The organism is Cupriavidus sp. 96C5-1 (genome assembly GCF_057798855.1).
The window spans coordinates 1-20,338 of record NZ_JBYOJU010000072.1 but is presented as its reverse complement, the minus strand read 5'-3'; the positions used below and the strand labels follow the sequence as shown (position 1 = coordinate 20,338).

Genomic DNA, 20,338 nt, shown 5'->3' with positions numbered 1-20,338 from the left:
TGCGTTTACTCGGGCTTGATGCCAGCCTTGTTGATGACCTGGCCCCACTTCGCCGATTCAGCCTGCATCAGCGCAGCGAAGTCGGCAGCGCTGCCTGACAGCCGTTCGGCACCTTCAGCCTTGAGAGCATCGCGTAGAGCCGCGGTTTCCGATGCCTTTGCCACGGCGGCCGTCAATACCTTGAGCACGGAGTCGGGCGTGCCCTTAGGCGCCATCAGGCCATAGGCCAGCGAGCTTTCGTAGCCCTTGATCCCGCCTTCGGCCACGGTGGGCACGTTGGGCAGGCGCACGCTGCGATTGACACTCGTGATAGCGATCGCACGCAACTTGCCGCCATCGATATGCGGAAGCGCCGACGGAATCACACTGAACATCAGGTCCACTTGACCGCCAAGCAAGTCGGTCAACGCTGGCGCAGTGCCCTTGTAAGGCACGTGCAGCAAGCGAACGTTGGCAAGCTCTTCCAGCAATTCGCCAGCGAGGTGGCCGCCGGTACCATTGCCACTGGAGGCAAAGGTCAGCTTCCCGGGACTCGCCTTGGCGCCTGCCAGCAGGTCGGAGAATGACCGAATCGGGCTCGCGGCCGGCACCACCAGCACCAGCGCCGCGCTGGCCACCGGTGCAACCGGAACGAAACTGCTGCGTGCGTCATAAGGAAGCTTGGGGTAAAGCACCGGATTGATCGCGAGCGTACCGGTATGGCCGAGCAGCAGCGTGTAGCCGTCAGCAGCCGACTTCGCGGCGGCGTCGGTCCCCACGGTGCCACCCGCGCCGGCCCGGTTGTCGACGATCACCTGCACACCCAGCTGCAAGCCGAGCTGCGTCGCCAACTGGCGGGCAAACACATCGTTGCCACCGCCCGGCGCGAACGGCACGATGATCTTGATGGGCTTGATCGGATAGGTTTTTGCGTGGGCTGCAAGCGGCAGCGCGAACACTGCGGCGAGACCGGCCATGGTGCGCAACCAGTAACGGCGGGAAAGCTTGACACTGTTCATAGGCCGCACCTCATGCCAATTGCCTGAAGCCGCCGCCGGCGGTGGCCACTCGCTCGACCTTCACCACGCGCTGCACGAAGATGCCCGGCGTGACCACCGCTTCGGGATCGAGGCTACCCAGTTCAACCACCTCGTGTACGCTGGCCACTGTGACCTTGGCGGCCATAGCCATCACTGGGCCGAAGTTGCGCGCCGTCATCCTGTAGGTCAGATTGCCCCAGCGATCGCCGCGCTCGGCCTTGATCAGCGCGTAGTCCGCGTGAATGGGGGCCTCAAGGACATACATCTGTCCATCGATCTCGCGCGTCTCCTTGCCCTTGGCCAGCTCGGTGCCGTAGCCTGTGGGCGTGAAGAAGCCACCGATCCCGGCTCCAGCAGCCCGGATGCGCTCAGCCAGATTGCCTTGCGGCACGAGCTCGAGTTCGATCCGACCGGCACGGTACAGCGCATCGAAGTGATGACTATCGGCCTGGCGCGGGAACGAGCAGATGATTTTCCGAACTCGCCCGGCCGCCAGCAGCGCGGCCAGGCCCGACTCGCCATTCCCCGCGTTGTTGTTGACGATCGTCAAATCCCTAGCGCCTTGCGCAATCAGAGCGTCGATCAATTCGTTCGGCAATCCGGCAGTGCCGAAGCCGCCGATCATCACGGTCGCGCCGTCGGGCACATCGCAAAGCGCGGCTTCGGCGCATGGCAGAATCTTGTTGATCATGTCGGGCTACCCCCTTTCTTTCGGTCAGCATGCTCCGGGCTGCGCGACACGCTCGTCTTGTCGGATGGCACATAAGCCAGCGGATGCGACGTGGTATCGCGCATCAGGAATCCGCTGTCAGGTTCGGCGACTCGCGTCATGAGGGTCTCCTTCGTGTATTTTTTTCTTTGGGCGCGATGATGTCGAGCCGCTACGCGTCTTGGCGACGCGAACCACTCTTCGGTGCGGTGGACACCGGCGGCGCCTGGAGACCTTCCGACATGCCGATCAACACGCCGCTGACCACCGCGGCGTAGCTGTCCAGCAGGACTTGCGTCGCGCGCACGCTGGTCGCCCGCCCCTCGCGTAGCGCGGCTTTTGTCTGCGCCATCAGGAGCTCAACCGCATGGGTGGCCTGCGCACCCGTTTCACTGCCCTTGAGCTTCATCGCCCCAAGCGCATGCTCCCAAGCACCCTTGACCGGGCTATCCGCACTTTCAATGGTCTTGCCCACACTGGCGAACAGCGTATCTTCGAATTTCTCGATGGTGTTCATCGCAACCTTGAGCTGCTTGTCCCGCAAGCCAGCGCCATGGTCGATAAACTGCTGCAGCGCCTTGCGGTTCGCCTCCACGGCGTGCAGCAACGCCGTGTCCATGCCCGTCAATGCCTTGGCCAGCATGGCCTCCACGTCGACCGACTGCGCGCCGTTCTTGGCAGCGCCGATGGACGCAGCCTCGGTCACACTCTGGAGTACGCTTCGAATGTTCTTCAACGACAGCTCGCGGCCGTGCAGCGCTTTCAGCATGGCCTCGCTCACCGCCTTGCGCAAGGCCTCGCCCTGTTTGACGGTCGCTTGCGAGAACATCTCGATCAGTGCATCCTGATCGATTCCGGATTTGATCATTCGAGTCTCCTGGTGAATTCGGTACGAACGGTAGCCACGCGTCCTATTGCATGTGCTGGCCGCCGTTGATCGCGATGTTGGCACCCGTCACGAACGCCGCTTCCTCGGAGGCGAGGTAGATGATCAGGCCCGCCACCTCCTCGGGCTTACCCAGCCGGCCAATCGGGATCTGCGGCAGGATCTTGGTGTTCAGGATCTCCTCAGGGATGGCCGTCACCATCTTCGTCCCGATATAGCCCGGCGAGATCGTGTTGACCGTCACGCCCTTTCTCGCCACTTCGAGCGCCAGCGCCTTGGTGAAACCGTGTACGCCGGCCTTGGCTGCCGAGTAGTTGGTCTGGCCGAAGGCCCCCTTGGAGCCGTTGACCGACGATACGTTGATCACGCGGCCCCATCCACGCTCGACCATCCCATCCACGACCTGCTTGCTCATATTGAACAGGCTATCGAGGTTGGTGCGCAGGACGGCATCCCAGTTGATCGGGTCCATCTTCTTGAAGGTCATATCGCGCGTGATGCCGGCGTTATTGACCAGCACGTCGACTGCGCCCACCTCTTGCTGTACCTCGGCAACAGCCTGGGCGCAGGAGCTGAAGCTGGCCACGTCGCAAGGAACGGCCACCATGTCATAGCCGCGTGCCTTCATACCCGCTACCCATTCGCCGTGCTTGGCGTTACCGGGGGAGTAGGTCACCACCACGCGGTAACCGGCATCAGCCATCTTGGTGGAGATCGTCTCGCCCAAGCCGCCCATGCCGCCGGTCACCAACACCACGCGCTGTTGTTTCGATTCTTGTGTCATGTGAGGTCTCCCTGTGTGTGTTGCGAAAAAAGTGAATCAGCGCTCGATCGCCAGCGCGACGCCCATGCCACCGCCAATGCACAGTGAGGCCAGGCCTCGCTTGGCGTCGCGGCGGATCATTTCGTGGATCAAGGTGACGAGGATGCGGGCACCAGAGGCGCCGATCGGGTGACCGATGGCGATTGCCCCGCCATTGACGTTGATCTTCGAGGTGTCCCAGCCCATTTCCTTGTTGACAGCACAGGCCTGTGCCGCGAAGGCCTCGTTGATCTCCATCAGATCGAGATCCTGCACGCGCCACCCGGCCTTCTTAAGGCACAACTGCGAGGCCGGCACCGGGCCCATGCCCATGGTGGCGGGATCCAGTCCCGCCGACGCGTAGGATTTGATGCGTGCCAGCACCGGTAGGCCGAGTTCGCGTGCCTTGGTGGCCGACATCATGATCACCGCCGCCGCGCCATCGTTCAGGCCAGACGCATTGGCCGCGGTGACAGTACCGTCTTTGGCAAAGGCGGGCCGCAATCCGGCGATGGACTCCAGCGTGGTGCCATGCTTCGGGAATTCGTCGGTATCGAAGACAGTGGTACCCTTCTTCGTCACAATCTCAAAAGGAAGGATCTCGTCCTTGAAGCGCCCGGCCTTCTGCGCTGCCTCGGCCTTCTGTTGCGACACGACGGCAAACTCGTCCTGTTGCGCGCGCGAAATGTCGAACTTCCTGGCCACGTTCTCGGCCGTCGTACCCATGTGGTACTGGTTGTAGACGTCCCACAGGCCGTCGACGATCATGGTGTCGATCAGCTTGGCATCGCCCATACGGAAGCCGTCGCGCGACCCTGGAAGCAAGTGGGCCGACGCGCTCATGTTCTCCTGCCCGCCAGCGATGACGATCTTGGCATCGCCACACTTGATGGCCTGCGCCGCGAGGTGCATGGCCTTGAGGCCGCTGCCGCAAACCTTGCCGATCGTCAATGCGGGGACGTCGTGGGGCAAACCGCCTCGCAGCGTCGCCTGCCGCGCCGGGTTCTGCCCGCACCCTGCAGTCAGCACCTGACCCAGGATGACTTCGTCGACGAGGTCAGACGCGATGCCCGTTCGCGCCAGAAGGCCCTTGATCACATGCGCGCCCAAATCGGCAGCCGGCACCTTGGCAAGACTTCCGCCGAACTTGCCCACGGCCGTGCGGCCAGCGGCCACGATCACTACCTCTTCCATGTCGTCTCTCCTTCGGTGTTAAATGGTTTCAATGCAGCATCACGTGCGGCGCAGTGCGCCGCGTGATACTACGAGCCCGCATCTCCAGCGCGACCATGGCGTATGGGAGAAGGCCTTGTCGATCGGTGTGACAATCACGCGCTCCCACCTTCCGAGTTTGCTGCCGAGTGCAGTAGCTAGTTCCAGCCCGCCGCGCCTGCCACCACGATCACCTGGAGGCAGGCGCTACGAACCGCAGCAGCGTTGGCAGAAGAGTTCATCGCGAGATGACTCCAACTCAGCGCGCGGCGTCGACGACCGCGAGTGCGGTCATGTTGACAATGCGGCGCACGGTGGACGACGGCGTCAGGATATGGACCGAGTGCGCCGCGCCCAGCAAGATGCCGCCGACCGTGATGCCACCCCCAGCTGCAATACGAAGCAGGTTGTACGAGATATTGGCTGCCTCGATATTGGGCATCACGAGCACGTTCGCCTCCTCGATCAGCCCAGAGTCGGGAAATTCGCGGCACAAGATTTCTCTCGATAGGGCGGCGTCCCCGCGCATCTCGCCATCGATTGCGAGATCCGGTGCAAGCGACCTCACAATGCTGAGCGCCTCGCGCATCTTTACCGCACCACGGGAATCCGAACTACCGAAATTCGAATGCGACAACAGCGCCACGCTTGGTGTGATGCCGAAGCGACGAACCTCCTGGGCGGCAAGCAATGCGATTTCGGCAATCTGCTTGGCCGAAGGATCAACGTTGACATGTGTGTCGCAGATGAAGAGCTGGCGGCCTGGCAACATCAGCATCTGCATCGCCGCGAGAGTCTCAGCGCCTTCCCGCAAGCCGATCACGTCGCGCACATAGGTGAGGTGGTCGGTGTAGCGACCGAACGTCCCGCAGAGCATGGCTTCCGCAACGCCTTGGCGCACCAGCATCGCTGCCAACAAGGTGCATCGACTACGCATCTCTGCACGCGCGAGGGCTTTCGTAATGCCATCGCGACGGTTCAGCCGGTAGTACTCATCCGCGGCCGGCGAGTAGATACCCGGATCAGCCATGTTGACCAACGCGCAGTCTTCACCCGGCTTCAGACGCAGGCCGTACTGCTCGATCCGCTGCATGATGACCTCGGGCCTACCGACCAGCATTGGGCGTGCAATTCCTTCATCGACCACGATCTGCGCCGCGCGCAGTACGCGTTCGTCTTCCCCTTCCGCATAGATCACGGTGCGTTGCAGCTGCTTTGCGGCAGCCAGCACCGGTTGCATCGCGCTGCCAGACTGGTAGACGAACTGACTGAGACGCTCTCGATATGCATTGAAATCGGCAATCGGCCGTGTCGCCACGCCGCTGTACATCGCCGCTTTTGCGACCGCGGGGGCGACCACTTCGATCAGCCGGGGGTCGAATGGCTTGGGAATCAGATAGTGCGGCCCGAATCGCAGCGATTGCGCACCGTATGCCTGCGCCACCACCTCTGGAATCTCAGCGTGCGCTAGTTCGGCAATTGCTTGCACAGCCGCCAGTTTCATGGCTTCGTTGATCGTGGTCGCGCCCACGTCCAGTGCCCCACGGAAGATGAACGGAAAACAGAGAACATTGTTCACCTGGTTTGGATAGTCCGATCGTCCCGTGCCAATGATTGCATCCGGCCTCACCTCCAACGCATCCTCCGGCCGAATCTCGGGATCAGGGTTCGCCATCGCCAGGATGATCGGATTGGGGGCCATGCCCTTCACCATCTCAGCCTTCAGGACGCCTCCGGCCGAAAGCCCAAGAAAAACATCAGCTCCGGGCATGACGTCCGCAAGGGTACGGGCATTTGTCTCGCGCGCGTAGCGCTCTTTGCTTGGATCCATGCCGACGGTGCGTCCGACATAGACCACCCCCTTCCCATCGGTGATGAAGATGTTCTCTCGTTGCAATCCCAGGCTGACGATGAGATCCAGACAAGCCAGCGCCGCCGCCCCCGCGCCGGATGCCACCAGTTTGACCTTTGCAATGTCCTTGCCGACATGCCGCAGCGCATTCAATATGGCAGCCGCAGCCACGATCGCGGTACCGTGCTGGTCATCATGGAAGACGGGGATCTTCATGCGCTCGCGCAGCTTCTTTTCGATGTAGAAGCACTCCGGCGCCTTGATATCCTCGAGGTTGATGCCCCCGAAGGTCGGCTCCATACGCACGATGGTGTCGATCAGCGCGTCGGGGTCGGTCTCCGCGAGTTCAATGTCGAAGACGTCGACACCCGCAAATTTCTTGAAAAGGCAAGCCTTGCCTTCCATCACTGGCTTGCTCGCGAGCGGCCCGATGTTCCCTAGACCGAGTACCGCCGTGCCGTTTGTGATCACCGCCACAAGATTGCTGCGTGCCGTGAGATTTCCGACCTCCTGCGGGTCGGCCACGATTGCCGTGCAAGCCTCCGCGACTCCCGGCGAATATGCGAGCGCGAGGTCGCGCTGGGTGGCCATAGCCTTGGTGGGCGTGACCGAAATCTTGCCCGCTGTCGGGTTCCGGTGGTATTCGAGCGCTTCGTCGCGCAGGGAATCGGACATGCTATTGTCTCTCTTCTTCGGGTTGAAGTCAGTTCAATGCCTTACCAGGCACCGCGCCAACGCAGCGCGTGCTAAGCTGGCCTTGCAATCCAGCACTGGAACGTCCGGAGGAGCGTGTCAGGCTGATCCGCATCTATCCAATGGCCAGCACCAGCAACGCACTCCAGTCGCGCACTGGCGAACAAGCGCGCGTTCGCATGCGATTCAGATCGCACGTAGGCAGAGTCAGCCATGGATGAACAGTGCAGGTCGGACGTACCGATGACGCACCCGTTGCGCGGGGCAAACGCTCAGATCGTGCATGCAGATGGCTAGCGCAGGAAGGTCGGCTTGCCCATCGTAACGCTGCAGGCCCTGCATCAAGACACCAATCGACACGCCACCACTCGCGCTGGTCGCGAGCGCCTGTGAGAGCTGGTACCTGCCAACGTCAATCGGCTCGCAGTCCATGTCCATGGCAACGCGGACATCGTTGATCGGGTCGACTGCATCGAGTTCAAGGCCGCGCTCACCCGGATTACTCCCGGACATACGATCACCGATGACAACAATGATGGGTTCGCCAAGGTGATCACTAACGCTTGCACCGCTCATCATCTCTCCACCGTCTCTTCCTTCGTCTTCTGGTGACAAGGTAACAAGCAAGAATGCGCGATCACTTGCCAATTTGTGCAACCCGTTTGCCGCTCTATGCAAACCTAGGGATAGTCCTCATCAATCAGGCATTTTGATAGATGGGCTGTTCACCGCTGCGATGATGGACTGAACAATCGGCTACCAAGTCTCGGCTCCAGCCGAGCATGTCAGATAGGGATCCACCTCTTGTATTCGACGGGCGTACTGGCTGTAGCGCGCCAATTGAGATATACGCTCACCCCTCTCGGCGCGCGGAGCAACGCGCCGCTCTGCATGTACATTCGGCGACTGCAGTGGCAATCGCCTGGATGCCTTCAGACATGCCGATCAAGCACCCCATGCAGCGCCAACTTGTAGCCGGTCACTCCGAAGCCAACAATCACGCCCGCGGCGAGCTCCGAGCGTTGTCAAGCCATGCTTAGGCATGCACTCGCCAATTTTTGCAGATCGCTTGGCGGCCCATGCAGTATTGGCGCGAGGTCCAGTCAAGTGCATTTCTCACGCCATGCACGCAGGCTGAGTTCGCGCCACGCGCTTGGAGCCACGCCATGGCGTGCGTGGAACGCGCGACTGAAGTGGGCAGGATCCGGGAAACCACACTGGAGTGCGATGTGCGCCATTTGGGCGTGGCACCACGTGGGATCGGTCAGCAACGAGCATGCGCGGTCAAGTCTCGCATTTCGAATGAAGACGTGTGGCGAGACATCGCCAAGTTCGAAAAGGTTGTACAGACTGCGTCGAGACATCGCAAAAACTGTTGCCACTCTCTCGACAGTGAGCGTGTGGTCCGCAAGGTGCTCCAGCATATAAGCTTTAACTTGCGTGAGCAGCATCGAGCGCTCGGATTGCGCCAGCATCCCTCGCGAGCACATCTCGAAACTGACTGCACGATGGACAAGCGCGATCACGGATTCGTGCAGCGTGCGTTCGCTCTCGCCATCGAGATGGGCGACGTCCCGCAACATGGCCGAAAGAACCGTTTTGGCGATGTGCGCAGGGCCGCAAGCAGGCAGCGCCTGTGCAGACAAGGTACCTAAGGCGGACAGCCACCCGGAACACTGCGCATGGGGCAAGAGCATCAGCAAGAATCGCGCGCCCTTGTCAAAGTCGAGCGAGTACTCGCGCCCGGGATCACAGATGGCCCAGGTTCCAGCGTCGAGCGTCGCATTGTTGCGGCCCTGGTGTATGCGGCTGCGGCCCGTCAGTTGCCACATTACTTTCACGAGCGTTCTGTCAGCACCATCAATGTCGATAGCACGACGCTCGAGGCGAGCCGCATCAACGCGCATTTCTGCAACTGTGTTCCCATACAGGTGGGCAACGATGGCTTGGCATCGAAACCACTTGGCATCCACAACGCTGCAGTGATACGACAGGATGTGGCGCTCTAGTCCCGCCTGCCAATCATCGCACCCCTCAAACCGCAGTTCAAATGGCGGAATCTGCATGGCCGAATGCTCTGAACTCTTGTGCTTCCTTACTTATCGCCAATTCGGGATAGCGAACCGAGGGCGGATGAGGGCCGCCTTCGCGCACGGCGATGAGGCGAATGCACCCCACGTCGACCGTCTTCCATAGGCGCTCGAACTTGCGACCTGCCGCTGCGGCTCCGAGAAGGTGCCTGTGGGCTGTATTTAGGAACGATTGGATGACCATGGACCTTTCACCGCCCAGATCTCCATCGATGCTGTGGCCGGGTGCCGCTTCACTACCGACATCCTTGATCAATTCCGTGGATTGCCTCGCTTGAAGGAAGCTACCGGGGATTGGAGCTTCGCCTGCCTGCACACCTGTCTCACGTCGTCCGGGAGGCCCTACTCGCTTCAGAACCATGTTTCGTCCCCATATTCTTTTTGATTCGTTCGATACTCGAACATTCGTGCGGTAACAGAACAAAGTATAAGACTTGATGTAACACCGAACAATGGCGATAATCGAATTTCCGTGCGGTCATCGAACAATCCGCCAGCCAACTCATCCATTTCATGGAAGTCAACATGACCGAATCGGCCCAGAGCAACGAGGGCAGAGAGCAGATTCAAATTGCCAAGCACTCATCCGAGTTCGCCGAAGACCATGCGGGCGACCCGAATTTCATGGCCTCGTTGGCCCGCGGACTGCAAGTGATCCGCGCGTTCTCCGAACACCGGCGCAATCTCACCATCTCCCAGGTCAGCCAGACGACGGGCCTGTCACGGGCAGCCGTACGGCGCTGCCTATACACATTGAAGGTGCTGGGTTATGTTGGCGAGGACAGCAAGCGCTTCTCCCTCCGGCCTCAGGTTTTAACGCTGGGGCATGCCTACCTCTCTTCCACTCCGCTGGCAGTTGTCGCTCAGCCCTATCTCGACAAGGTAAGTGAGGTATTGCACGAATCGTGTTCCGCAGCGAGCCTCGACGGCGACGAAATTGTGTATCTCTGCCGCTCGGCAGAAACGCGGATCATGTCGATCAGCCTGTTGGTCGGAACGCGGCTTCCCGCCTACTGCACCTCGATGGGCCAGGTACTGCTCTCGCAATTGCCCCGCGTTGCACTCGAGGAGTACTTTGCACGTGTGCGACTCGTTGCGCGGACAGAACGAACCATCACCTCGGTACCGGAACTGCGCAAGCAAATCGACAAAGTGCGCAACGCGGGCTACGCCCTGTTGGACCAGGAGTTGGAGGCCGGCCTTCGTTCGATTGCCGTGCCCGTCCGCGATGGCCGTGGCCGTGTCGTGGCGGCGATCAATGTCAGCACGCATGCGTCACGTGCGTCGCTCGACGACATGCAAACACAATTTCTACCGCCGCTGAAAGCATGCGCAGACGCGCTCGGCAGCGTCCTTCTAGCCTAGAGGCCCCTCCATGTCAGGGTACTTTTCGCCTCGGTCTCTTTTGATGATGCGAAATGGAGGGCGGTGCGCGAATGGAAATGACACGATACGCGCCGGAGCGCCAGGAGAGAACTGTCCAGCGAATGATGCCCCGTCGCTGATCCAATCGGTAGTGGGGTTGACCAGGGCTAGTGGGATCACAGCGGTGCCCCTGCGGACTGGACGCAATATGGTGAGGCGAGACGAACCCATCGCGCGATGCCAGAGCCCAACAATGACGGCCTCTCGCAAGCAAGGCACCAAAAAAGCGTGAGTTACAGGTAGCCACACCCCCACTTGCAGCAACACCTTAACTCGACATCAATACGATCGCTCATCTCCCGATGTGGCAGGCTTGCCGCGTAGGCCCGCAATGCCGCGAAACACTGGCGGCAGCTAACGAGCGTCGATAATCACAGGCCACTATACATACGAATGGTGCTGTATAAATCCCGGGAGCACGGCAGACTGACGTTGAGGCGCAACAGCTCGGGTGGCACCTCCGTTACGGAAAGTCTGCGCAACGCGAGTTCGCCCCGATCTTCAGCGACTCAGCGCCGTTGTGCAGCCTTTGCCGACTTGACCCCCTCCTGGGCCCAGCGGCCCTAGGAGGGGGAATGCGTCGGCAAAATCTGTTCAAAAAAACTGGGAAAGACGGTACTGCGGTCAACGGCCATCCTTTCAGGATGGCCTGCGTCCGTGCCGACGCACGCCGAGGCAGACGTTATCTCCCGAGTGTGCAAGCGCGTTTCCAACCTGGTCAGCATCGCCGCGCTACACGTGACACTGGATGACGTAATGGCAAGGTATGTCGAGGTACCGGAGCGGCGCCGGCAGAACACCGGCGTGGCGGACGTTGCTTCTCAAACAGGCACACTGGACCTCTTCTCTGGACTGGACAGAAAGGGACACGCGGGGCTGCCCGCCTAGAAGGGCACGCTGGATTGACACCCACATCGCATCATCGTCTGCACAGCGATTCTCGAACAACTGCGAATGCGCATTCTTAATTGACATACGAATATCAAAATACCGCATTCAAAGCTCAATAAACGCAGACGCTCCAATTACCCGGCCTATGGCCGGCTCTTCAGCCAAATATTGCACATATGGCATCCGCACTCGAACAGCAATTGGCCACCATTCAGTAATCCGTCTGATACGGCCTGGCGCAACGCCATCCCTCGTCATGCATCAGGTGGCCGGCCGCGTAGGATCCTCCATCAGCCGTACCAACTCGGCCACGCTGTGAATCCCGAGCTTGTCCATGACTTTGGCACGGTGGGCCTTGACCGTGCGCTCCGTGGTCCCGAGTTGGTACGCGACCTGCTTGTTCAGCAACCCCGCCGACAACAGCTGCGCGACCTCACGCTCCCGCGGACTCAATTGGCTTAGCCGCTCTTCCCGGAGCCGCCGCGCATCGGCAACGGCGCGCTGCCGAACCTCCCGCTCTAATGCCCGCTCGACCGCCACCTGAAGAGCCGATCGTTTGACCGGCTTGGTCAGAAAATCCTCCGCCCCCGCGCGCAGGGCCTGGACGCTCATCGGTATATCGCCATGGCCAGTGAGGAAAACGATGGGCAAAATCACGCCCCGCCGAGCCATTTCAGTCTGCAATTCGAGTCCCGAAATTCCCGGCATGCGGATATCTAGCAACACACATCCAGCCCCGCCAGGCGGTGCGGCGAGGAACGACTCGGCGCACTCATACTCCCTCACGTTATAGCCCATGGTCCGCAGCAACCGCGCCAGCGCGCTGCGAAAACGCGGGTCATCATCGACGAGATGCAGGCAGGGTATCGCGTCACGATCCATGGTCACATCGCCATATGCACGCGGAGCGAGAAACGAAAACGCGCGCCCCCTTCGTCGGGGTTGTCAACCTCCAGCCGCGCACCGTGCCGCTCAACGATTGCCGCGCTGATCGCTAGCCCGACCCCCAGTCCTTCCGGCTTGGTTGTGAAGAAAGGCTCGAAGAGCTGCGCCGGCGGTACGATGGGTAGACCCGGACCGCTGTCCTGGACCGTCACCTCGATCTTTCCCGAAGCCACCTGGGCAGTGCCGATCTCGATCAGTCTGCGCCGCGTCGGCACCTGTCGCAGTGCGTCCAGTGCGTTGAGCACCAGGTTCAGCACCACCTGCTGTACCTGCACGCCATCGGCCAATACAAGTGGCAAGCTCGCCGCGAGCGACAGGCGAAGTTCGGTCTCGCGCAGGCGTAGCTCGGTCTGGAGCATGCGCCCCACCTCGACGATCAACGGATTCAGCGCCACCGGCTCCAGTACCCCAGAGGCATTGGCAATCCACGCTTTCAATCGCGTGAGCACTTCAGCGGCTCGCTGGTCATCCTCACGGATCGCACACAACAATTCCCGCAGTGCCGCATGCGCATCGGCATCATGGGGCTGCGCCAGCAGCAATTCGGCTGTCTCGGCGTGGGCGAGAATCGCGCCAAGGGGCTGGTTGATTTCATGTGCCAGTGCAGCGGACAGCGCCCCCAGCGCAACACCGCGGTTCAGTCGGGCCAAGGTGGCCAGATGCTCGCGTGCGCGAAGTTCCGCCCGGTAACGGCGTCGGCGCTCGATCAGCAGGCTCACGATCGACGCACTCTGCAGAAGCATCACCGACACGCCGACCAGGACCTGAGTCCGGTACGCTTCCCAAAGTCCCGGCGGCTTGTTCATCACATCGCTTCCGTTGGGCAGCCGTGCCTCGTCGATATGCCAGCGCTGCATGGCGCGCCAATCGAACTGCAGCTTCGTCGGCCACTGCGCCTCGAAGCCGACGACGGCAGGAGGCGTCCCCGCCAATATCCGCTCGATCTGCGATGCCATCTGGGTCGCGATCTCCCGCGGAGAACTCAGGCGCCCACCGACAGCGCCCGTACCGACGAGGGGCCAGACATCGACGAAAAGCGGCGCCTTTGCCACCTCACTGACAAGGCCGACCACCTCCCGGCCCGCGCGAACTTCGCCATTCATCGCCACGCCGGGTGCAGCAAAGTAGATTGCGGTGCGAGGCGGCAGCGCGGCCACACGTTCGCGCAATTGCGCCACGGTGAGCCCGCTCAAATCAACCCATCGGGCACGCCGATCGATCATCGCAAGCCCGCGCCGCCAGGACGTGCGCCAAGGATCCGCATCGAGGGTCTCCACCGCGACGGCCAAGTGCTCGGTGGCAGGCAGCAGCTCGAAAATGAGCTTGACGGTCGACGCCACCCTGTCCTCCAGCAGAATGCCGGAAACACGGGGAGCTTCGGCGAGTGCCTGCATTTCGGCGTCTCCACGTACCGATGTCACCACTGCGGCGCGCGGCCACAGGCGGTCGCGCAGTGCGACCGCGCTCCAAGCAAGCTGGGGGCTGTAGGCCACAACAACATCGTAATGCCGATCAGCGTACTTCTGTAGCAGCCAGTCAGGTACTCCGCCGTCGCGTGTCGAACCGTCCGTGCGTTTGGACAGGGTTTCCACGTCCAGCACCAGTTCCGGGTGCCCCTCAAGCAGCGCGAGCCGCAATGTCTCGATGAAGGAGGCGTACCAGGGCGCATAGCCACCGGCATAGATCACGGCGAGCACACGTTCCGGCGCCGCTCCAGCCGGCCCGGCCAGAGCGAGGAAAAGAATGATCACAAGGCGACGCAGCAACGCTGTGCGGAGAATCAGCGGCATAGAGCAGAGGACTTTGACAACGTTGGAGTCAACTAATCCACTGTCACGGAAGTACGGTCAATTGTACCAAGGGCCAATAGCATCGCTATCCGGTTACACCCGAAGATCGTCTCCGCTAACAAATCACAGATAACAACGACGGAGACAACAATGCACTGGAAAGCGGTGGTTTCGCTCGCACTCGGCGGCTTGTTGCCAGTGACTGCCTTCAGCGATGGCAGTGCCAGGGAAGCTGCGCAGCCGCAACCGGTGCGGGCCGCGAGGCCGAATATCGTGATGATCCTCGCCGATGATCTGGGTTATAGCGACATTGGCGCCATGGGCGGGGAGATTGACACACCGAACCTGGATGCACTTGCCGCCTCGGGCCGGATCCTGACGAACTACCACACCGGCGCGACCTGCTCGCCCACCCGCGCGATGCTGATGTCGGGAACCGATCATCACCTTGCGGGTCTGGGTTCGATGGCCGAGGTCAATGCCACGGCGATCTCGACCAATACCGCGCCCTGGGGCAAGCAGAACACCTACAACTATGAACACGCACCCGACGGATACGAGGGCTATCTGAACGAGCGCGTACCATCGCTGCCACAATTGCTGAAGGACGGCGGCTATCACACATATATGGCCGGCAAATGGCATCTCGCGAGTACGCCGGCGGACCCAGCAGCCAACGCGGGCCGCCGGACAGCGCTCCGTCCCGCTTCTTTCCCCAACGCAAAGGGATTCGAGCGTTCGTTTGCGCTACTGCAGGGCGCCGGATCGCACTTCGCGCAGGTGCCGGGAAAACCGATCGTCGCCGACCTTGCCTCCAGCTACACCGAGGACGACAAGCCGGTCAGCCTGCCGCCGGACTTCTACGCGTCGAAGAACTATACGGACAAGCTGATCTCGTACATCGACGAGAACCGCCACGACGGCAAACCGTTCTTTGCGTACCTCGCCTTCACCGCGCCGCACTGGCCGCTGCAGGCGCCCGACGCCGATATCGCCAGGTATAGCGGCCGATATGATGAAGGCTATGAAGCCATTCGTGCCCGCCGTATCGCCAAACAGAAAAAGCTTGGGTTGATTCCCGCCGACTTCACTCCGAGCCCCGGCTTGCCTCAGCTTCAGGGCCACCCGCGCTGGGCCGACCTGACGAAGCAGCAGCGCGCCATGGAAGCACGCAAGATGGAAGTGTACGCGGCCATGGTCGAGAACATGGATCGCCACATCGGACGGCTCATCGACTACTTGAAGCAGCGTGGCATCTACGATGACACGCTGATCGTTTTTGCCTCCGACAATGGCGCCGAGGGTGGACCGGACTTCTTTCCGAACAGCCCCAACGTCAACAATGCGCTGGATAACATAGGGCGTCCGCTCTCGAACGTGACGTATGGCGAGCGATGGGCGGAAGTCAGTGCCACGCCGTTTCGGCTTTGGAAGGGCTTCTCGGTCGAAGGCGGGGTGACTGCCCCGTTGATCGTCAGAATGCCGCGCCAGATCCGTTCGAAACCTGCGCTGGGCGATCTGACCCACGTCACCGACCTGCTTCCCACCTTCCTCGAACTTGCCGGCATCGACCATAGCAACTCGCATCGCAACGGACAGTCCGCCTATCCGATCACCGGCAGATCGTTGGTCTCGCGGCTACAGGATCGCGTCTCCAGCGGTCCTCGTTCAAGCGACGCGATACTCGCCGATGAGCTCTTCACGGGCCGCTATGTCATCCAAGGTGACTGGAAGTTGGTGTCGATGCAGCCGCCGTTCGGCGACAACCGATGGCAACTCTTCAATCTGCGTCGCGACCGGGGCGAGACGACCGACTTGAGCGAGGTGTATCCGGAGCGCGCAGCCCGCTTGGCAGCGGAATACGAGGCCTACGCAGCCCGCGTCGGGGTGGTACACACGCCGCTGCAAGAACTGAGAGCCCCGGCGCCATGAAGACAACGACGGTCCTCGCCGTGCTGGTGGCCACCGTGCTCGCGGCCGCCGGCGCCATGGCAATGGTCTCCGATTCCGTACAGGCGCCGCCCGCCGACGCACTCGGCAGCGAGCGAGCTTGCCGCGTGTACTCGGGGTTGCCACCGGGCTGGGGAAAGGAAAGATACGCGGGCATGATTCGGGTTGAAGGAGGCCGCGTCACACTCGGCTCCACGGAGGGCTACGCGGAGGAGCGGCCGCTGCGTGAAGCAACCGTCGAGAGCTTCTGGATCGATCGCACCGAAGTCACCAACGCGCAGTTCGCCTCGTTTGCGCACAGCACGGGTTACGTCACGGAGGCCGAACGGCGAGGCAGCGGTATCGTCTTTCGGAAGCCGCTGCCCCGGGAAGACGTTGCCTACGGAAGCTGGTGGCACGAGGTGCAGGGTGCCGACTGGCGTCACCCGGATGGCCCCGGAAGCGACTTGCGCGGGCGAGAAAATGAACCGGTCGTCCAGGTTACCCGCGCGGACGCCGAGGCCTATGCGCAATGGCTGGGGCGTCGGTTGCCCACTGAGGCACAGTGGGAGTACGCAGCCAAGGCGCACGGGCGCGGGGAGCGCATCGAACGGGGGCCGCGCTCCCAGACCGGCCGGCCGGGCGCAAATTTCTGGCAAGGCATCTTCCCCTACATCGATACCGCCGAGGATGGCCATGCGGGCCGCGCTCCCGTCGGCTGCTACGCGGCCAATGGCTTTGGCGTGTTCGACTTGATCGGGAACGTCTGGGAGTGGACCGCCGACGACTGGAGTGGTCGAGCGCAGTTTCACGGCGCAGGATTCGGCGTCTCCACGAGCGGGTCCCGTGCTCCTGGACTGATCAAGGGCGGCTCGTTCTTGTGCTCCGCCGACTTCTGCGTTCGATATCGCGCCTCCGCCCGTCAGCCTCAGGAGCCTGACATGCCGACCGCGCATAGCGGCTTTCGGACGGTCATGGCCCACTGAACTGCAATCCGGACACACGTGTTCCCGCCAGAGCGAAACCAGGACGTCGCGCCGATATATCACCTCACAGATAAAACAGCGAACTTCCTCCGTATCTGATACAGCCTCGATCAAGGAACCACCATGCAATCATCAACCGTAGTACGCACCGAGCCAGCCTCGGGCGCGGCGCTGACCCTCGGCCTATGCTTTGTCGTCGCGCTACTGGAAGGACTCGACCTGCAATCGATAGGCGTCGCGGCGCCCCGCATGGCACGCGAGTTCGGGCTGTCTGTTAGCCAGATGGGGTTGGCCTTCGGCGCCGGTACATTTGGCCTGTTGCCGGGTGCCATACTTGGCGGACGCCTGGCCGATCGCATTGGTCGCAAGCGCGTGCTGATCATGGCCACGGCGCTATTCGGGATCTTTTCTATCGGCACGGCACACGCCTGGGACTTCTGGAGCCTGGTGGCCATTCGCGTCGCCACCGGCATGGGACTTGGCGGCGCAATGCCAAACTTGATCGCGATTTGCTCGGAATCGGTGCCAGCTCGTCTGCGCAATACCGCTGTCAGCATCATGTACTGTGGCATCCCACTTGGCGGTGCCATTGCGGCGGTAATCGGCATCGTCTCTGCCGGCGAAACGGGATGGCGTCACATTTTCTATGTTGGCGGCTTAGGGCCGCTGCTCGTAGTGCCGATGCTGCTGATGCTGCCAGAGTCGCGGCGCTTCGACGGACCCGAGGGAAATTCCGTCAAGCCGCCTTCCGTGGCCTGGGCGCTGTTCGCTGAACGTCGCGCGGCAGCAACCTGTTGTCTCTGGATCAGCTACTTCTTCACACTGATTGTGCTTTATTTCCTGCTGAACTGGCTGCCGTCGCTCATGGTGGTGAATGGCTTGACCCGGGCGCAGGCTGGTGTCGTGCAGATCATCTTCAACATCGGCGGCAGTGCCGGTGCCTTGGGCATCGGCATGCTGATGGACCGGGGTCATCCGCGTGCCGTGGTGTCGGGCATGTATGTCGGAATCATCGTCGCTCTCGCCACCATGGCGGCCGCCTCCGGCATGGCGTGGACGGCGTTCGGTGCGTTTCTGGCTGGCCTGTTTGTCACTGGCGCGCAATCCGTGCTGTATGCGCTGGGGGCCGCGTATTACCCGATGGCGGTTCGCGGTACCGGTGTGGGCGCCGCCGTCGCGGTGGGACGGCTTGGTGCGATTGCAGGGCCGATGCTGGCCGGACAACTGCTGGCAATGGGCAAGAACGCAAGCACGATCATCGGCGCCAGCATTCCTATCATCATCATCTCTGCTATTGCCGCATTGCTGTTGTTGCAGCGACCTGCGGAAAGAGACTGACAGCGCCGACATCAACTGGTGTCATCGCTAGATCAGCGGTGTTTCAACGTTCCGTCGATGTGGCGAGGTGTTCGCCACGGCGATCGGGGACGGCTGCATTTGACTACTACTTGACCATTACTTGAGACATCTGCCATGAGCAACTCGTCAGATTTTACGCTTGCCAGTGCCAATACGTGGCAGGGCGCGATCTTCAACGGCGACTGGGTCCGCGTGTCCAGTGTCCTGGACGTCGTCGAGCCGGCCTCCGGCCAGCCGCTGCACCAGGTCGGCAGGGCCGCGCCGGAAGACGTGACCGCTGCCGTGCAAGCGGCACGCGCGGCGCAGCGCGCCTGGGCTGCCACGCCGCCGCGCGAGCGGGCGTCCGTGTTTCACCGTGCCGCGGCCCTGCTGCAGGAACAGGCGCCTGTCGCCGCGGCACTGATCGCGCGAGAAACCGGCGGGATCCTGCCGAAGGGCGAGCATGAGGTGCGAGAGGCGATCGTGCTGCTGCAGCGTGCTGCGGCGATGCCGCTGGAAGCCAACGGCCGGGTGCTGCCGAGCGCGCCGGGCCGGCTCAGCATTGCCCGTCAGCTACCGCTTGGCGTGGTCGGTGTGATTTCTCCGTTCAATTTCCCGCTGGTGCTGTCGCTGCGCTCCGTCGCGCCTGCGCTCGCGGTGGGCAACGCGGTGGTGATCAAGCCCGATCCGCGCACGCCATACGCAGGCGGTTTCGTGATTGCGGAAGTACTGGCCGCCGCGGGCTTGCCGAAGGGCCTGCTTCACGTGCTGCCCGGCGGCGCGGACGTCGGGCAGGCGCTGGTCGAGGCGCCCGGCGTGCCGATGCTTGCGTTTACCGGTTCGACGGCCGCCGGCCGCAAGATCGGCGAATTGGCGGGCAAGCATCTCAAAAAAGTGTCACTGGAGCTGGGCGGCAAGAACTCGCTGATCGTGCTCGACGACGCCGATCTCGACAAGACCGTGTCGGCAATCGCGTTCGGTGCCTGGTTCCACCAGGGGCAGATCTGCATGGCGACCGGCCGGGTGCTGGCCCACCGCAGTATCGCGGCGGAACTCACGCGGCGCCTGGCCGACAAGGCGCGTCACCTGCCGGTCGGCGATCCGGCCGTGGAGCACGTAGCGCTCGGTCCGATCATCGACCGCCGGCAGTTGCAGAACGTCGTTGACATCGTCGATGCCTCGGTGGCGGCCGGTGCCGTGGTCGAGGCGGGCGGAACCCACGAGGGACTGTTCTACCGGCCGACCGTGCTGTCCAACGTGAAGCCGGGCATGCGCGCTTTCGACGAAGAGATCTTCGGGCCCGTCGCGAGCGTGATCCCGTTCGATACCGACGACGAAGCCATCGAGCTTGCCAATCGTACCGACTACGGCTTGTCGGCGGGCGTGATTTCGGCCTCTGTGGGCCGCGCCATGGCCCTCGGCGAGCGGCTGCACACGGGCCTGCTGCATATCAACGACCAGACCGTCGCCGACGAGGTGATCAACCCGTTCGGCGGCACCGGCGCATCGGGCAACGGCAGCAGCGTGGGCGGCCCCGCCGACTGGGAGCAGTACACGCACTGGCAATGGGTGACGGTCAAGGACGCCGTTCCGCAGTATCCGTTCTGAACCCGGGCGGGGCGTCCGCGCGGCCGCTCCGCCCGATCTCTTCATTCTTTTTCATCAAGGTGCAGGCAATGAGCAATCAAGCAGAGGAACAAACCGTCGTTTTCAGCATCGAGAACGGCGTGGCATGGGTCAAATTCAACCGCCCGGAAAAACGCAACGCGAT

The 20,338-nt window shown here is 62.1% G+C and carries 17 protein-coding genes; 5 read left to right on the top strand and 12 right to left on the bottom strand.

Annotation, left to right across the window (positions count from 1 at the left end; genetic code table 11):
• Positions 1-5: 5 nt before the first annotated feature.
• The 10 genes from AC3FOF_RS42100 to AC3FOF_RS42055 form a co-directional block, all read right to left on the bottom strand.
• The gene (locus AC3FOF_RS42100; protein WP_488730043.1) at positions 6-998 is read right to left on the bottom strand and encodes a Bug family tripartite tricarboxylate transporter substrate binding protein; all 993 of its coding nucleotides are present in this window, start codon (positions 996-998) and stop codon (positions 6-8) included.
• A 10-nt stretch (positions 999-1,008) separates the two neighbouring features.
• The gene (locus AC3FOF_RS42095) at positions 1,009-1,710 is read right to left on the bottom strand and encodes a 3-oxoacid CoA-transferase subunit A (RefSeq protein ID WP_276269468.1); all 702 of its coding nucleotides are present in this window, start codon (positions 1,708-1,710) and stop codon (positions 1,009-1,011) included.
• Positions 1,707-1,850 (bottom strand): hypothetical protein, encoded by a 144-nt coding sequence (locus AC3FOF_RS42090; protein WP_488730042.1) that lies wholly within the window; start codon positions 1,848-1,850, stop codon positions 1,707-1,709. Before AC3FOF_RS42090 ends, AC3FOF_RS42095 begins: the two co-directional genes overlap by 4 nt.
• A 50-nt stretch (positions 1,851-1,900) precedes the next feature.
• Positions 1,901-2,596, bottom strand: coding sequence for a DUF6781 family protein (locus AC3FOF_RS42085; RefSeq protein WP_488730041.1), 696 nt, complete (start codon positions 2,594-2,596; stop codon positions 1,901-1,903).
• A gap of 43 nt (positions 2,597-2,639) precedes the next feature.
• Positions 2,640-3,398, bottom strand: coding sequence for an acetoacetyl-CoA reductase (gene phbB, locus AC3FOF_RS42080; protein WP_276269465.1), 759 nt, complete (start codon positions 3,396-3,398; stop codon positions 2,640-2,642).
• A 36-nt stretch (positions 3,399-3,434) separates the two neighbouring features.
• On the bottom strand, positions 3,435-4,610 hold the full coding sequence (locus AC3FOF_RS42075; RefSeq protein ID WP_488730040.1) for an acetyl-CoA C-acetyltransferase: 1,176 nt from the start codon (positions 4,608-4,610) through the stop codon (positions 3,435-3,437).
• Between the two features lie 277 nt (positions 4,611-4,887).
• Entirely contained in the window at positions 4,888-7,155 is a 2,268-nt protein-coding gene (locus AC3FOF_RS42070) for an NADP-dependent malic enzyme (protein ID WP_488730039.1), read from the bottom strand.
• Positions 7,156-7,380: 225 nt separating this feature from the next.
• The gene (locus AC3FOF_RS42065; RefSeq protein ID WP_488730038.1) at positions 7,381-7,749 is read right to left on the bottom strand and encodes a hypothetical protein; all 369 of its coding nucleotides are present in this window, start codon (positions 7,747-7,749) and stop codon (positions 7,381-7,383) included.
• A gap of 527 nt (positions 7,750-8,276) precedes the next feature.
• Positions 8,277-9,239 carry a helix-turn-helix domain-containing protein gene (locus tag AC3FOF_RS42060; protein ID WP_276269461.1) on the bottom strand — a complete coding sequence of 321 codons (963 nt, stop codon included), beginning with the start codon at positions 9,237-9,239 and terminating at the stop codon, positions 8,277-8,279.
• Positions 9,220-9,519: a hypothetical protein gene (locus AC3FOF_RS42055; RefSeq protein WP_488730037.1), complete on the bottom strand. Its 300-nt coding sequence runs from the start codon at positions 9,517-9,519 to the stop codon at positions 9,220-9,222. Before AC3FOF_RS42055 ends, AC3FOF_RS42060 begins: the two co-directional genes overlap by 20 nt.
• Positions 9,520-9,776: 257 nt before the next feature.
• Here AC3FOF_RS42055 and AC3FOF_RS42050 point away from each other — a divergent pair, with 257 nt between their 5' ends.
• Entirely contained in the window at positions 9,777-10,628 is an 852-nt protein-coding gene (locus AC3FOF_RS42050) for an IclR family transcriptional regulator domain-containing protein (RefSeq protein ID WP_488730036.1), read from the top strand.
• Between the two features lie 1,212 nt (positions 10,629-11,840).
• Here AC3FOF_RS42050 and AC3FOF_RS42045 read toward each other — a convergent pair.
• Both AC3FOF_RS42045 and AC3FOF_RS42040 read right to left on the bottom strand, forming a co-directional pair.
• The gene (locus AC3FOF_RS42045) at positions 11,841-12,461 is read right to left on the bottom strand and encodes a response regulator transcription factor (protein ID WP_488730035.1); all 621 of its coding nucleotides are present in this window, start codon (positions 12,459-12,461) and stop codon (positions 11,841-11,843) included.
• Positions 12,462-12,463: 2 nt separating this feature from the next.
• Positions 12,464-14,314 (bottom strand): sensor histidine kinase, encoded by a 1,851-nt coding sequence (locus AC3FOF_RS42040; RefSeq protein WP_488730034.1) that lies wholly within the window; start codon positions 14,312-14,314, stop codon positions 12,464-12,466.
• Between the two features lie 150 nt (positions 14,315-14,464).
• On the opposite strand from AC3FOF_RS42040, the gene AC3FOF_RS42035 reads away from it, so the two are divergent.
• The 4 genes from AC3FOF_RS42035 to AC3FOF_RS42020 all read left to right on the top strand — a co-directional run bounded on the left by AC3FOF_RS42035 (position 14,465) and on the right by AC3FOF_RS42020 (position 20,175).
• Positions 14,465-16,246 carry an arylsulfatase gene (locus tag AC3FOF_RS42035; RefSeq protein WP_488730033.1) on the top strand — a complete coding sequence of 594 codons (1,782 nt, stop codon included), beginning with the start codon at positions 14,465-14,467 and terminating at the stop codon, positions 16,244-16,246.
• A complete protein-coding gene (locus AC3FOF_RS42030) occupies positions 16,243-17,229 on the top strand; it encodes a formylglycine-generating enzyme family protein (protein ID WP_488730032.1) in 987 nt (328 codons plus the stop codon). The genes AC3FOF_RS42035 and AC3FOF_RS42030 overlap by 4 nt, the downstream gene beginning before the upstream one ends.
• 123 nt (positions 17,230-17,352) lie before the next feature.
• Complete coding sequence (mhpT, locus tag AC3FOF_RS42025; RefSeq protein WP_488730031.1) at positions 17,353-18,567, top strand: 3-(3-hydroxy-phenyl)propionate transporter MhpT; 1,215 nt, start codon at positions 17,353-17,355, stop codon at positions 18,565-18,567.
• 135 nt (positions 18,568-18,702) lie between these two features.
• Complete coding sequence (locus AC3FOF_RS42020; protein ID WP_488728667.1) at positions 18,703-20,175, top strand: benzaldehyde dehydrogenase; 1,473 nt, start codon at positions 18,703-18,705, stop codon at positions 20,173-20,175.
• Positions 20,176-20,338: the final 163 nt, after the last annotated feature.

Coding starts and splice junctions, on each gene's coding strand:
- AC3FOF_RS42085 (WP_488730041.1), bottom strand. CDS start 2,596: ATGATCAAATCCGGAATCGATCAGGATGCACTGATCGAGATGTTCTCG.
- AC3FOF_RS42070 (WP_488730039.1), bottom strand. CDS start 7,155: ATGTCCGATTCCCTGCGCGACGAAGCGCTCGAATACCACCGGAACCCG.
- AC3FOF_RS42035 (WP_488730033.1), top strand. CDS start 14,465: ATGCACTGGAAAGCGGTGGTTTCGCTCGCACTCGGCGGCTTGTTGCCA.
- AC3FOF_RS42050 (WP_488730036.1), top strand. CDS start 9,777: ATGGAAGTCAACATGACCGAATCGGCCCAGAGCAACGAGGGCAGAGAG.
- AC3FOF_RS42100 (WP_488730043.1), bottom strand. CDS start 998: ATGAACAGTGTCAAGCTTTCCCGCCGTTACTGGTTGCGCACCATGGCC.
- phbB (WP_276269465.1), bottom strand. CDS start 3,398: ATGACACAAGAATCGAAACAACAGCGCGTGGTGTTGGTGACCGGCGGC.
- AC3FOF_RS42030 (WP_488730032.1), top strand. CDS start 16,243: ATGAAGACAACGACGGTCCTCGCCGTGCTGGTGGCCACCGTGCTCGCG.
- AC3FOF_RS42040 (WP_488730034.1), bottom strand. CDS start 14,314: ATGCCGCTGATTCTCCGCACAGCGTTGCTGCGTCGCCTTGTGATCATT.
- AC3FOF_RS42095 (WP_276269468.1), bottom strand. CDS start 1,710: ATGATCAACAAGATTCTGCCATGCGCCGAAGCCGCGCTTTGCGATGTG.
- AC3FOF_RS42065 (WP_488730038.1), bottom strand. CDS start 7,749: ATGAGCGGTGCAAGCGTTAGTGATCACCTTGGCGAACCCATCATTGTT.
- AC3FOF_RS42060 (WP_276269461.1), bottom strand. CDS start 9,239: ATGCAGATTCCGCCATTTGAACTGCGGTTTGAGGGGTGCGATGATTGG.
- AC3FOF_RS42045 (WP_488730035.1), bottom strand. CDS start 12,461: ATGGATCGTGACGCGATACCCTGCCTGCATCTCGTCGATGATGACCCG.
- AC3FOF_RS42020 (WP_488728667.1), top strand. CDS start 18,703: ATGAGCAACTCGTCAGATTTTACGCTTGCCAGTGCCAATACGTGGCAG.
- AC3FOF_RS42075 (WP_488730040.1), bottom strand. CDS start 4,610: ATGGAAGAGGTAGTGATCGTGGCCGCTGGCCGCACGGCCGTGGGCAAG.
- mhpT (WP_488730031.1), top strand. CDS start 17,353: ATGCAATCATCAACCGTAGTACGCACCGAGCCAGCCTCGGGCGCGGCG.
- AC3FOF_RS42090 (WP_488730042.1), bottom strand. CDS start 1,850: ATGACGCGAGTCGCCGAACCTGACAGCGGATTCCTGATGCGCGATACC.